At 72.1% G+C, this 12,461-nt stretch carries 13 protein-coding genes; 4 read left to right on the top strand and 9 right to left on the bottom strand.

Features of this window, described 5'->3' with window-relative positions:
• Nucleotides 1-54: 54 nt before the first annotated feature.
• A complete protein-coding gene (locus FLX07_RS26895; protein WP_142574457.1) occupies nucleotides 55-672 on the bottom strand; it encodes a rhomboid family intramembrane serine protease in 618 nt (205 codons plus the stop codon).
• Nucleotides 673-807: 135 nt separating this feature from the next.
• Here FLX07_RS26895 and FLX07_RS26890 point away from each other — a divergent pair, with 135 nt between their 5' ends.
• Both FLX07_RS26890 and FLX07_RS26885 read left to right on the top strand, forming a co-directional pair.
• The gene (locus FLX07_RS26890; protein WP_142574456.1) at nucleotides 808-1,410 is read left to right on the top strand and encodes a TetR/AcrR family transcriptional regulator; all 603 of its coding nucleotides are present in this window, start codon (nucleotides 808-810) and stop codon (nucleotides 1,408-1,410) included.
• Complete coding sequence (locus FLX07_RS26885; protein WP_142574455.1) at nucleotides 1,407-2,315, top strand: SDR family oxidoreductase; 909 nt, start codon at nucleotides 1,407-1,409, stop codon at nucleotides 2,313-2,315. The genes FLX07_RS26890 and FLX07_RS26885 overlap by 4 nt, the downstream gene beginning before the upstream one ends.
• Nucleotides 2,316-2,381: 66 nt before the next feature.
• Here the strand turns inward: FLX07_RS26885 and FLX07_RS26880 are convergent, their stop codons facing one another.
• The 8 genes from FLX07_RS26880 to FLX07_RS36650 all read right to left on the bottom strand — a co-directional run bounded on the left by FLX07_RS26880 (nucleotide 2,382) and on the right by FLX07_RS36650 (nucleotide 9,462).
• Nucleotides 2,382-3,179, bottom strand: coding sequence for a crotonase/enoyl-CoA hydratase family protein (locus tag FLX07_RS26880; protein ID WP_229689520.1), 798 nt, complete (start codon nucleotides 3,177-3,179; stop codon nucleotides 2,382-2,384).
• A 15-nt stretch (nucleotides 3,180-3,194) separates the two neighbouring features.
• Nucleotides 3,195-3,974, bottom strand: a complete 780-nt coding sequence (locus FLX07_RS26875; RefSeq protein ID WP_142574454.1) for an SDR family NAD(P)-dependent oxidoreductase — start codon at nucleotides 3,972-3,974, stop codon at nucleotides 3,195-3,197.
• A gap of 33 nt (nucleotides 3,975-4,007) precedes the next feature.
• On the bottom strand, nucleotides 4,008-4,355 hold the full coding sequence (locus tag FLX07_RS26870) for an STAS domain-containing protein (protein ID WP_142574453.1): 348 nt from the start codon (nucleotides 4,353-4,355) through the stop codon (nucleotides 4,008-4,010).
• Between the two features lie 40 nt (nucleotides 4,356-4,395).
• Nucleotides 4,396-5,148, bottom strand: a complete 753-nt coding sequence (locus FLX07_RS26865) for an energy-coupling factor ABC transporter ATP-binding protein (RefSeq protein ID WP_142574452.1) — start codon at nucleotides 5,146-5,148, stop codon at nucleotides 4,396-4,398.
• Nucleotides 5,145-5,909 carry a cobalt ECF transporter T component CbiQ gene (cbiQ, locus tag FLX07_RS26860; protein WP_142574451.1) on the bottom strand — a complete coding sequence of 255 codons (765 nt, stop codon included), beginning with the start codon at nucleotides 5,907-5,909 and terminating at the stop codon, nucleotides 5,145-5,147. The genes FLX07_RS26865 and cbiQ overlap by 4 nt, the downstream gene beginning before the upstream one ends.
• A 138-nt stretch (nucleotides 5,910-6,047) precedes the next feature.
• A complete protein-coding gene (locus FLX07_RS26855) occupies nucleotides 6,048-7,106 on the bottom strand; it encodes an energy-coupling factor ABC transporter permease (protein WP_142574450.1) in 1,059 nt (352 codons plus the stop codon).
• A 75-nt stretch (nucleotides 7,107-7,181) separates the two neighbouring features.
• On the bottom strand, nucleotides 7,182-9,089 hold the full coding sequence (locus FLX07_RS26850; protein WP_142574449.1) for a glycosyltransferase family 2 protein: 1,908 nt from the start codon (nucleotides 9,087-9,089) through the stop codon (nucleotides 7,182-7,184).
• A gap of 121 nt (nucleotides 9,090-9,210) precedes the next feature.
• On the bottom strand, nucleotides 9,211-9,462 hold the full coding sequence (locus FLX07_RS36650) for a hypothetical protein (RefSeq protein WP_167748389.1): 252 nt from the start codon (nucleotides 9,460-9,462) through the stop codon (nucleotides 9,211-9,213).
• Here FLX07_RS36650 and FLX07_RS26845 point away from each other — a divergent pair.
• The gene (locus FLX07_RS26845) at nucleotides 9,353-9,973 is read left to right on the top strand and encodes a TetR/AcrR family transcriptional regulator (RefSeq protein ID WP_142574448.1); all 621 of its coding nucleotides are present in this window, start codon (nucleotides 9,353-9,355) and stop codon (nucleotides 9,971-9,973) included. The genes FLX07_RS36650 and FLX07_RS26845 overlap by 110 nt on opposite strands.
• A gap of 80 nt (nucleotides 9,974-10,053) precedes the next feature.
• Nucleotides 10,054-12,408: a GH1 family beta-glucosidase gene (locus FLX07_RS38735; RefSeq protein ID WP_142574447.1), complete on the top strand. Its 2,355-nt coding sequence runs from the start codon at nucleotides 10,054-10,056 to the stop codon at nucleotides 12,406-12,408.
• Nucleotides 12,409-12,461: the final 53 nt, after the last annotated feature.

Here is a 12,461-nt window from a genome sequence, read left to right as displayed (position 1 = left end):
CGGCTTTTTCTTTTTCCTCCGGCCCGGTATCGGTATGCGGCAGCCGTCCGCGCGTCAGGTCCTGCGGCGGCGTAGCAGCCAGGCGGCGATCACTCCGCCGATGAGGCCGAACAGGTGGCCCTGCCAGGAGACACCCGGCTGGGTGGGCAGGGCCCCCCACAGGATCGAGTAGTAGAGCACGGCCACCACGACGCCGAGCACGATGTCGAGGGCACGGCGGTCGAACAACCCCCGTGCCACCACATAACCGAAATATCCGAAGACGAGGCCGCTCGCGCCGATCGTCAGCGTGTCCGGCGCGCTGGTGAACCACACGCCCAGCCCGCTGACCAGGATGATGACCAGGCTCGCCGCGAGGAACCTGCCGATCCCCCTGATCGCGGCCACGAACCCCAGGATCAGCAGCGGCACCGAGTTCGCCATCAGATGGGCGAACCCCGCGTGCAGGAACGGCGCGAACAGGATCCCGGGCAGACCGTCAGGCTCGTGGGCGACGATGCCATACCTGTCGAGCCGCCCGTCCTCCATGTAGTCGACGATCTCGATCGCCCACATCACCGCCACGAGCACGATCATCAGGATCGCGCTGCCGAGGGCGCCGGTGAGCAGCGTGGACGTCCGCTCCCGCATCGACCGGCCCGGCCGGGGAAGCCCGGGCCCGGAATCACTCATGGTTTCACCGTACGCAGTCCTGCTCACAAACGAGCGGACTGCCCGGATCCACCCGGATCATGCCGGTCGACTTGCGACAACAGGCGGAGCGGCTGTATTAATAAATGAAAAGTCATTTATAAACAGGAGGAACCGGTGGCGGGACGACCCCGCGGAGTGGACGATTCGGTGATCCTGCGTGCGGCGGCCGAGGTGATCGGCCGGGTGGGGCCCACCGGGCTGACCCTCGCCGCGGTCGCCGACGAGGTGGGGCTCGTGCCCGGCACTCTCGTGCAGCGTTTCGGGTCCAAGCGCGGCCTGCTGGTGGCGCTGGCGCGGCAGTCCGCGCACGAGGCGCAGGCCCACCACGAGCGGCTGCGACAGGGACGTCCCTCCCCGTTGGCGGCGCTGGTGGCGCTGGCCGAGGAGTCGATGGCCCTCATGGACACCCCGGAGCGCTTCGCCAATCACCTGGCGTTCCTGTGCATGGATCTCACCGATCCCCAGCTGCACGAGTACGCCCTGGTCATCCACGAGACGCAGCGAAGGGCGATCCTGGCCCTGCTCGACGAGGCGGTGACCGAGGGAGAACTGCGGATCGGCACCGACACCGCCGCACTGGCCGGATCCGTCCAGGCGCTGATCGCCGGCACCGGCCTGACGTGGGCGCTCGACCGGCAGGACACGCTGCCGGAGCGGCTACGGCGGGCGGTCACCGCCCTCCTCTCGCCTCATGCCCGTTCGAAGGAGATGTCGTGAACGAGACACAGCCGCTCGCCGGGAAGGTCGCCCTGGTCGCGGGAGGCACGCGGGGCGGCGGGCGTGGCATCGCCGTCCAACTCGGGGCCGCGGGCGCCACGGTCTACGTCACCGGCCGCAGCAGCACGGCCGGCCGCTCCGACCTGGACCGCCCGGAGACCGTCGAGGAGACCGCCGCACGGGTCACCGCGGCCGGCGGCACCGGCATCGCCGTACGCACCGACCACAGCGACCCGGAGGAGGTGCGCGCCCTGGTCGACCGGATCGCCGCCGAGCAGGACGGGCGGCTCGACGTCCTGGTCAACTCGGTGTGGGGCGGCGACGGGCTGACCGACTGGGAGCACCCGCTGTGGGAGCAGGACCTCGACACCGGCCTGCGGCTGCTGCACCGGGCGGTGGAGACCCACATCGTCACGAGCCGGTTCGCGCTGCCTCTGATGGTGGCCCGCCGGAGCGGCCTGGTCGTGGAGGTCACCGACGGCAACACCGCCCGCTATCGCGGCTCGTTCTTCTACGACATCGCCAAGTCCACGGTGATCCGCCTCGCCGTCGCCCAGGCGGCGGAGCTCAAGCCGTACGGCGTCGCGGCCGTGGCCGTCACCCCGGGGTTCCTTCGCTCGGAGGCCGTGCTCGACCACTTCGGCGTGACCGAGGCCGACTGGCGTAACGCGGTGGCGGAGGATCCGCACTTCGCCCACTCGGAGACCCCCGCCTACCTGGGACGGGCCGTCGCCGCCCTGGCCGCCGACCCCGGCGTCATGGCCAAGACCGGACGCGCCCTGGCCACCTGGGGGCTGTACCGGGAGTACGGCTTCACCGACGCGGACGGCACCCAGCCGGACTGGGCCGCCCACTGGGCCGACGTCCTGGAGGAGGAGCACGGCCCCCTCGGCGACCCGCTCTGACCCCCGGCTGGAAGGCGACCGCCATCGCCCTGCGCGGGGCGCCGCCGGTCGCCTATGAGGCGAGGGTTACTCGCCCTTCCAGACGGGGGCGCGCTTCTCGGCGAAGGCGGCGGCGCCCTCCATCGCGTCCTTCGAGGTGAAGACCGGGCCCACGATCTCACCCTGCCTGCGGAACATCTCGTCGAGCGGCCAGTCGGCCGACTCGACGATGACCCGCTTGGTCGCGGCGAGCGCCAGCGGCGCGTTCGCGGCGATCGTGCGGGCCAGTTCGAGCGCGCCGTTGAGCGCCTCGCCCGGGTACGTGATCCGGTTGACCAACCCCAGCTCGTACAGCCGGGCGGCCGGGTAGTGATCGCCGGTGAGGGCGATCTCCATGGCGACGTGGTACGGGATCCGGCGCGGCAGCCGCATGACCCCGCCCGCGCCGGCGACCAGGCCGCGTTTGGGCTCCGGCAGGCCGAACTTGGCCTCCTCGGAGGCGACGATGATGTCGCACGACAGCGCCAGCTCGAACCCGCCGGCCAGCGCGTACCCCTCGACCGCGGCGAGGATCGGCTTCTTCGGCGGCGCCTCGGTGACACCGCCGAAGCCCCGGCCCTCGACCACCGGCATGTCCCCGGTGAGAAAGCCCTTCAGGTCCATGCCTGCCGAGAACGTGCCGCCGGCCCCGGTGAGGACGATCGCGGACACGTCGGGGCTTTCGTCCAGCTCGTCCAGGGCGGCCGCGATCCCGCGCGCGACCGCGCCGTTCACGGCGTTCCTGGCCCTGGGCCGGTTGATGGTGACGACGGCCACGCCGCCGTCGACGATCTCTACGAGCACCTCGTCCGGCTCAGCGGCCGTCCCGGAGTTCACCTCGGACACCTGACCTCACTCGGCTTACTTGGGCTGGAAGCGGATGCCGCCGTCGAAACGGATGACCTCGCCGTTCATGTAGTCGTTCTCGATCAGCGTGCGCACCAGGTGGCCGAACTCGGAGGCCTTGCCGAGCCGCTTGGGGAACGCCACCGGCCCGATGAGCTTGGCCTTGAACTCCTCGGCGTTCTTGTCGCCGATCTTCCCGTAGATCGGGGTGTCGATGATGCCCGGGGCGATGGTCAGCACGCGGACGCCGATGGCCGCGAGGTCGCGGGCGGCGGGAAGGGTCATGCCGATGATGCCGCCCTTGGACGCGGAGTACGCCACCTGGCCCGTCTGGCCCTCGATCCCGGCGACCGACGCGGTGTTGATGACGACGCCGCGGGCGCCGTCCTCGTCCACCGGCTCGGTCTTGGCCATGGCCGCCGCGCCGATGCGCATGAGGTTGAAGGTGCCGATCAGGTTGACGTCGATCACCTTGCGGTAGGACGCCAGGTCGTGCGGCGAGCCGTCCCGTCCGACGGTGCGCTGGGCCCAGCCGATGCCGGCGCTGCTGATCACGGCGCGCAGCGGCTTGCCGGTGGCCACCGCGGCCTCCACCGCGGCCTGCACCGACGCCTCGTCGGACACGTCGGTGTGGGCGAACACGCCGCCGATCTCGTCGGCCAGCGCCTTGCCGCGCTCCACGTTCAGGTCGGCCACGACCACGGTCGCACCGACACGGGCCAGCTCGCGGGCCGATGCCTCACCGAGGCCGCTGGCACCGCCCGAGATGATTGCTGCTGCTCCGTTCAGATCCATAGCCGGACCTTAACGCGCGAACCGAATGAAGTTCTACTCGGGATGCTGCAAAATCGCGGTATCGACGTCGGGGTAGACCTTGATCCGCCGGTCCAGGCCGGTCGTGCGCAGGATGCGGGCCACCGGAGGCTGCGGTGAGGCGAGGCACACCCCGCCGCCCTCGCTCGTGGCGAGCCGCCAGGCCTCGATGAGCACGCTGAGCCCACTGGAGTCCATGAACGACAGCTCGGCGAGGTCCAGCACAAGCTTCGGGCCGTCGTCGCGTATGGCGTCCCGTATCTCGTCTCGCAGGAACGGGGCGGTGAACAGGTCGAGCTCCCCCTCCACGGCCACCACCACCACGGCGTTGGAAAGCGATTGGCGCGCGAGCCGCAGCTTCATCGTCGGGACCTCCTCAGCTCCGGCCCACTTTACTTATTCATCACCCCGGCTGAGCAGGGACGGCAAAGCCGTAGGGGAGTTCCAGCCGGTGTGCGGCGAGCAACCGCTCGTCTGCGAGCAGCGCGTGCGTCGTCCCGTCGGCGGCGATCACCCCCTCGGACATGATGAGCGAACGCTCGCACAACTCCAGCGCGTACGGCAGGTCGTGGGTGACCATCAGCACCGTCACGTCCAGGCTTTTGAGGATTTCGGCCAGCTCGCGGCGGGACGCCGGGTCGAGATTGGACGACGGCTCGTCGAGGACGAGGATCTCCGGCTCCATCGCCAGCACCGTGGCCACGGCCACCCGCCGGCGCTGGCCGAAGGACAGGTGGTGCGGCGGCCGGTCGATCGCGTCCAGCATGCCGACCCGTTCCAGCGCGTCGCGCACGCGGCGGTCGAGTTCCGCGCCGCGCAGCCCGAGGTTGGCCGGGCCGAAGGCGACGTCCTCGCGTACGGTCGGCATGAAGAGCTGGTCGTCCGGATCCTGGAACACCAGCCCGACCCGGCGGCGGATCTCCCGCAGGGTGTCCGCGCGCACGGGGAGCCCGGCCACCTCCACCGTCCCGTGCCCGGCCGTGAGGATGCCGTTGAGGTGCATGACGAGCGTGGTCTTGCCCGCGCCGTTCGGGCCGAGCAGGGCGACCCGCTCCCCCCGCTCGATCGTCAGGTCCACTCCGTACAACGCCTGCGTCCCGTCGGGGTAGGCGTACGCGAGCCTGCTCACCGTGAGCGAGGGGCTGCCGGAGGTCATGTCGTGCTCCACGCCAGTAGGGCCGTCACCGCGGCGAGGCAAGGCAGCACGCCCGCCATCGCCCAGTCTCGCCCAGTCGCTGATATATCCCTAATCGTCGGCATCTCACCGATGTAGCCGCGGCTCAGCATGGCGAGGTGGACCCGCTCCCCCCGCTCGTACGAGCGGATGAACAGGGCTCCCGCCGACTTCGCCAGCACAGGGGCCTGCCTGAGGTCACGGGCGACGAAGCCCCGTGACTCCCTGGCGATCCGCATGCGCCGCATCTGATCGAGGATCACGTCCAGATAGCGCAGCATGAACGTCGCGATCTGCACGAGCAGCCGGGGCAACCGCAGCCGTTCGGCGCCGAGCAGCATCATGCGCGGCTCGGTCGTGGCCGCCAGCAGGATCGAGGCGACCACACCCAGTGAGGCCTTGGCCAGGATGTTCCAGGCCGCCCACAGACCCGGGGCGCTCAACGACAGGCCGAGCACCTGGACCCGCTCACCCGTGCCGATCAGCGGAATCGCCAGCGCGAACAGCACGAACGGCACCTCGATCGCCATACGCCGCACGATCATGCCCGCCGGCACCCGGGCGGCGGCCGCGACGGCGGCCAGCAGCAGCGCGTCGACGGCGAACGCCCACAGGCGCTCGCGCGGTGTGGCGACCACGAACACCGCGAACGTGACGACCGCCGCCAGCTTGCACTGGGGCGGCAGCCGGTGGACGGGCGTGTCGGCGGGCCGGTAGATCGGATGATGGTGCCCGCCGCTCACTTCACACTCACCGTCTCATCATGGCCGACCCGCCCCGCCCCGCACGCGGACAGGGCGATCACGGCCTCATCGGCGCGGGGCTCATCGCCGCGGTGCCCATCGGCGCGATGCCCGTCATCGCGGGGTTCATCGGCGCACTCACCGGGCGCTCGCGGGCGCCATCGCGTCGGTCGCCCGCCGGCGCCGGCGGATGAGGTAGAACACACCGCCTCCGGCCACGACCGTCAGCGCGACGCCCGCCACACCGGCCAGGCCGCCGGACAGCCGCTGGTTCTCCACGCCCTTGATGCTGTATCCGGACAGCGGGCCGTGCTCCGCCGTGTGCGGCTTCTCCTGCGCGCTCAGGCCCTTGTCGGCCGCCACCTTCTCCAGACCGTCGGGGGCGCTGGAGGCGTAGAACGAGACGACGCCGGCCAGCAGCACGGCCACGAGCGCGCCGCCCACCAGGACCGGACGCAGACCCCGCAGGCCGGTCCCGGCCGAGGGAGCCTCCGGAGCCGCCGGCCCGACCTGGACATCCCCATCGGCGGTGCGCAGCGTCAGCGTCCTGGTCATCCCGCGCGCGCCGTACACGAGATCGGGACGCACGGCCAGCACGCTGCTCACGGTGAGCGCGGTGATGAAGCCCTCGCCGAGCCCGATGAGCAGGTGCACACCGCCCATCGCGGCGGCCACGGAGCCCACCTCGATCGGCGCGGTGCCGCCGAGCCAGAACAGGCCCGTGAACACGAGCGCCGCCGTCGGAACGGAGACCAGCGCCGCCACGAACGATGCGGCCACCAGCGCCGTCCGCCCGCGTGGCGCGCCCCGGGTGATCAGCCGGAACACCGCCCAGCCGACGACCGATGTCACGATCGCCATCAGCGTGATGTTGACGCCCAGCGCGGTCAGCCCGCCGTCGGCGAAGAAGAACCCCTGGACGAGCAGCACGACCGCGACGCACAACACGGCGGTGTACGGCCCGACGAGTATCGCCGCAAGGGCCCCGCCGAGCAGGTGACCGCTGGTGCCGGCCGCCACGGGGAAGTTGAGCATCTGCGCCGCGAAGATGAACGCGGCCACCAGGCCCGCCATGGGGGCGGTCCGGTCGTCGAGCTCCCGTTTGGCGCCCCGAAGGCAGACGGCCACTCCGGCGGCCGCGAAGACCCCGGCACCGACGGACACGGGGACGTCGAAGAACCCATCGGGCACGTGCACGGCTATAACCCCTTCGAAACGGGCGAATCTCCCCTCACTTTAGAGCACCAGGTTGTAGTTGCAAATGATTCGCAATTAGTGCCGGCGCAGGAGCCTGACCATCCGCCTGACCACGGTCAACGGGGTCGCCACCCGCACCGACACGCTGAGCCGCCGGTTGACCGCCGTGGCGTACGGCCGGACGGTCCACTGCGCCCCTCCCCATCTCAGCGCGCCGCACCACCACCGCAGCGGCCGGCCCAGCGCGTCCGCGTCGGCGACCTTGACCGGGAAGCGCACCGGAGGACCACCGAGGGCGAGTTCGAGGTAGGCGTCCCAGGTGCCGGGCCGCAGGCCGGCCGTCTCGGCCGCGAACTCCCGTGGCCCGACAGCCACCGCCCGTTCGCGGTGTTCCCGCCCCGACGCCCGCTCGCGCCAGATCAGGTGCCGTACGGCCGCGGCGGCGTCCTCCTCGCCCATCAGCGCCTGTCCCTCGACCCGCAGCCGTCTGCCCCGCCACCACGCCCGCGACAGCCGTACGACGGCGGGGACCCGGACGACGTGCCCCCCGACGTCGAGGCCCAGGTGGCCGTGCGACCGGGTGAGGAAGGGCACCGCGACGACCCCGCCCACCAGATGAGCGGACGGAACGCCGGCTCCGGGGTCGCGGCGGGAGCCCAGCCGGGCGAGCCTCCGCGCGCCCTCGCACTCGACGACCACGTGGACGTCCCACACTCCGGGCGACAGCGCGGCCACGTCGAGCACGGCGGTGAAGGATCCGGCCGCGCCGCGGGTCACGAAGGGCACCCGCTCCTCACGCGACATGCGTTCGCGCACCACCAGGCCGACAGCGCCGGTCAGCGCCGCGCCGTCCAGCCCTGCGCCGTTCGTACCTGCGCCGTTCGTACCTGCGCAGGCCAGCGCCGCGCCGCTCGCACCTGCGTCGTCCGATTCGCCGTCCGCGCCGGCGTCCGCGCCGACGAGGGCGGCCCACCCCTCGATCACCAGGCGGTCGTCCCGCCACTCGACGCGATTCAGCCGGTGCCGCAGCGGGGCCGCCTCGACGAGCGCGAGCCGTACGAGCCGGTCGGGGTCGTCGAGCGCGGCGACACGAGCGGCGTCCACGCCGTCGAGACCCGCGCGCACGCCCGGCGTCACCCATTGGCCGCAGATGTCGGCCACCTCTACGGCGATCTTCTCGCGCTCGGCCTCGCAGGCCGCCAGGAACGGCGTCCCGAGCTGGGCCAGCACGTCGCGGCGTATGTGCCGTAGGAGCAGGCGGTCGCGCAGCGCGCCGGGCGGCACGTGCCGCGTCATGACCTCGATGGGCGTGCGGACCACGCGCAGCCAGCCGAGCGGATCCCGCGTGGACGCCTCGCCCCCGCCCTCCGCGTGGTAGCAGTCCCCGTCCGCGACCACCGAGATCACCCGCGCGTGGCAGTACGCGTGGACGGTGAAGGTCATGTCCGCGCCGCGCCGCTGCGTCTCGTCGAAGTGGATGGCGTGCCGTGCCAGGAAATCCCGGCGGAAGAGCTTGAAGCAGGACAGATCGTCGTAGGCGGCCGCTAAGGAGGCCCTGTCGGCGCTGTCCCGCAATCCCCGGCGCGCCCCGGAGACCTTCCCCACAACGACGTCGGCGCCGTTCACGTCGGCCGCGGCGACTAGGCGGGCCAGCGCGTCGGGGGCGAGGTGGTCCCCCGCGTCGCAGAAGAAGACGTATCTGCCGGCGGCTCGTTCCAGTCCGCGGTTGCGGGCGCCGCCGGGCGTGCCGGGCTGGGCGTCCCGGATCACGGTGATCAGCCGGGGGTGGTGCGCGGCGTAGAGGCGGAGCAGCGCGCGGGTTCCGTCCCGCGAGCCGCCGTCGACCACAATGATCTCCTTGGCGACTCGCTGCACGAGCAGCGAGGTGAGGCAACGGTCGAGTGACGCCCGGCGGTTGTACGCCGGGACGACGACGCTGACGTCGATCCCCCGATCGGCGCGCTGGTCACTGTCCGTATCCATCGCCCTTCATTATGTGCCGACGACCCGCCCCGACCCCGCCTTCGCCGCGCCTCGGGCGCGTCTCACCACGTTCACCGCCGTTCACCGCCGTTCAGCGCCGTTCAGCGCCGTTCACCGCCGTTCACCCCTGCTCGCCACGTTCGCCCCCGTACGGCTCTCGCACCCGGGCGACCGCCTCGTCCGCCGTGCCGCACACCTCGAACCGCCCCAGCAGGCCGGCGACATGCAGGTGGCGGGCCAGCCGCGGCGCGACCCCGGCCAGGATGAGCCACCCGCCGGTCCAGCCGCAGGCCGCCGCCCGGCTGCTGGAGGCCGAAGACCGCCAGGCGCTCACCACCCGCAGGCTGGCCGCCGAGGTCGGGGTGTCGACCATGGCGGTCTACACGCATTTCGGCGGCATGGACGAGCTGGTCACAGAGGTCGTACGGGAGAGCTACGCCAGGCTCGGCCGGGCCCTGGCCGGCGTGCAGGAGACCGCCGATCCGGTGACGGACCTCATGGCGCTGTGCCGCGCCTACCGGCGCAACGCGCTCGCGAACACCAGCCTGTACGCCACGATGCTCGGCTTCACTCCCACATCCGACGATCAGCGGTGGGGGGCTCAGGCGTTGCAGGCGCCGCTTTCGGCGATCCGGCGGTGCCTCGCGAGCGGGCGGTTCCGTCCCGCCGAGCCGCTGCTGCTCGCGCACCAGGCGTGGTGCGGTGTGCACGGTCTCGTCACGCTCGAACTCGGGGGGTATTTCTTTCCTTCCTCGCTCGCCGAGCAGTGCTTCGAGGGCCTGCTCCGGGACTTCGCCGTGGGCGCGGGCGACACGGTGGAGGCCGCGGCCCGCTCACTGGAGGCTTCGCGCTCCTCCCGGCCGGGACCGGCGGCGGCCGACTGAGTGGCGGCCGTCTGAGTGGCGGGTCCGGCACGCGACGCGGCAGACTGAGCGCTCACCGAGTCACCGGGGGTTTCGCGTAGATGCGCACCGCGTTGTTCCCAGAGGGTTTCGTCTGGGGAGTGTCCACGTCCGCGTTCCAGATCGAGGGCGCCACCGACCGCGACGGCCGGGGCCCCTCCATCTGGGACGCCTTCGCGGGTGGGGAGTACGGCGACCCGGCCTGCGACCACTACGCGCGCCATCCGGAGGACGTCCGGCTGATGCAGGACCTGGGCATCGCCGCCTACCGGTTCTCGGTCAGCTGGCCGCGGGTGCTGCCGGAGGGGCACGGCCGCGTCAACGGCCCGGGGCTCGACTTCTACGACAGGCTCGTGGACGAGTTGCTGGAGGCGGGCATCGCGCCGTACGCGACGCTGTATCACTGGGACCTGCCGCAGGCGCTGCAGGACGGCGGCGGGTGGACCTCGCGAGATACGGCCCGCCACTTCGCCGACTACGCCCGCGTCGTGTACGACAGGATCGGCGACCGCGTGGACACCTGGTTCACGTTCAACGAGCCGTGGGTCGCCGCCTTCCTCGGCTACGGCTCGGGGGTGCACGCCCCCGGCCTACGGTCGGCGGCCGACGCGTTCGTCAGCGCTCACCACATGCTGCTCGCGCACGGGCTCGGCCTGGAGGCGCTGCGCGCGCAGGGCGCCGCGAGGGCCGGCGTCGTGCTGAACCTCTCCCCTGTCCTCACCCCCGCGCAGCTCGGGGACATGTCCGCCGGCATCCCCGACGAGGACGCCGCGGCGGTGGCGAGGATCGACGCCCTGCACAACCGGCAGTTCCTGGAGCCGCTGCTGCGTGGCCGCTACCCCGCCGAGCTGCTGCCCCTGATCGAGAGGACCGCCGGGCTCGGCCACATCCGCGACGGGGACCTCGACGTCATCGGGCGGCCCGTCGACCTGCTCGGGGTCAACTACTACACGCCCATCGCGGTGCAGGCCCAGCCCAGCGCCCCGGCCGACCCGGCCTTCCCGGGCAGCGAGGGCGTCCTGTTCTGCAGTGTGCCGACGGCCGTCACCGCGATGGGCTGGCCCATCATGCCGAGCGGCCTGTCCCTGCTCCTGCGGCGCCTGTCCGAGGAGTATCCCGAGACCGAGCTGATGATCACCGAGAACGGCGCCGACTTCGAGGACGTCGTGACCGGCGACGGCATCCACGACGTCGACCGGATCAGCTTCGTCGAGGAGCACCTGCGGGCCCTGCGCACCTCGATCGACGAGGGCGCCCGGGTCCGCGGCTACCTGCTGTGGTCGCTGCTCGACTGCGTCGAATGGGCGGACGGCTACCGGCGCAAGTTCGGCATCGTCCACGTCGACTTCACCACCCAGCGGCGGCTGCTCAAGGACAGCGCGCTGTGGTATCGCGACGTCGTCAAGCGCAACGGACTCGGCGCGGAGCGGCCGAAGCGGCCCACTCTCGAGACCGTCGCCGCCCGCGCGCGCGTCTCCCGGGCCACGGTCTCGCGGGTGGTGAACGGCGAGGCGCGGGTCAGCCCCGATGTGCGCGCCACGGTGCTGCGCGCCGTGCAGGAGCTGGGCTACGTGCCCAACGCCGCCGCCAGGAGCCTCGTCACCCGGCGGACCGACTCGGTCGCGCTCGTCCTGTCGGTCCCCCGGCACGGCGGTGAGGCGCTGACCTCCGCGGTCGTGCAGTACGTCACCAGCGTCCTGGAAGGAGCCGGCAAGCAGATCACCCTCATGCTCGCCGACACGCCCGAAAGCCATCGGCGCATCATCCGGCATGTGGAGGCGCGGCAGGTCGACGGGGTCGTGCTCGTTCCCCCGGACGGCCCGGACACGCTCACCGAGCGGCTCGCCCGCACCGGGGTGCCGGTGGTGCTGCTCGGCAAGCCCGCGATCGCCTCCCTCGTGCCGCATGTGGACGTGGACAACGGGGGCGGTGCGAGGGAGGCCGCCCGGCACCTTCTCGACCGGGGCCGCCGCCGCATCGGGGTGATCTGCGGCCCCCTTGACCTCGTCGCCGTACAGGACCGCCTCGCCGGGCACCTGGCCACGCTCCACGAGGACGGGCTGCGACCGGTGATCGCGCCCGCCGGTCTGGACAGCGGATCGGGCGCCGCCGCGGCCCGCGAGCTGCTGTCTGGCGGCCAGGACCTGGATGCCCTGTTCGCCACCTCGGACGAGCTGGCGATCGGCGCGATGCGAGCGGCGCGTGAAGAAGGACTGCGGGTGCCGGAAGACCTGGCGGTCGTCGGCTTCGGCGACATCCACGCCGCCTCCTGCACGACCCCGGCGCTCACCACCGTCCGGGTGCCCGTCGCGGACCAGGCCCTGGCCCTGGCGCGACTGCTCCTGTCCCGCCTCGACGGCCGCCACACCAGCTCCGTCGTCCTCCCCACGCGCCTGGTGGTCCGCGCCACGACCTGACCCTCGCGGGCGGGATGACTGCCAGGGAACCACAGGATGCCCGGCCCGGCCGG

The sequence above is a fragment of the Microbispora bryophytorum genome, from assembly GCF_006874465.1.
Taxonomy (GTDB): domain Bacteria; phylum Actinomycetota; class Actinomycetes; order Streptosporangiales; family Streptosporangiaceae; genus Microbispora; species Microbispora bryophytorum.
The sequence above is the reverse complement of the archived record's forward strand: the minus strand, read 5'-3'. Positions and strand labels throughout refer to the sequence as shown.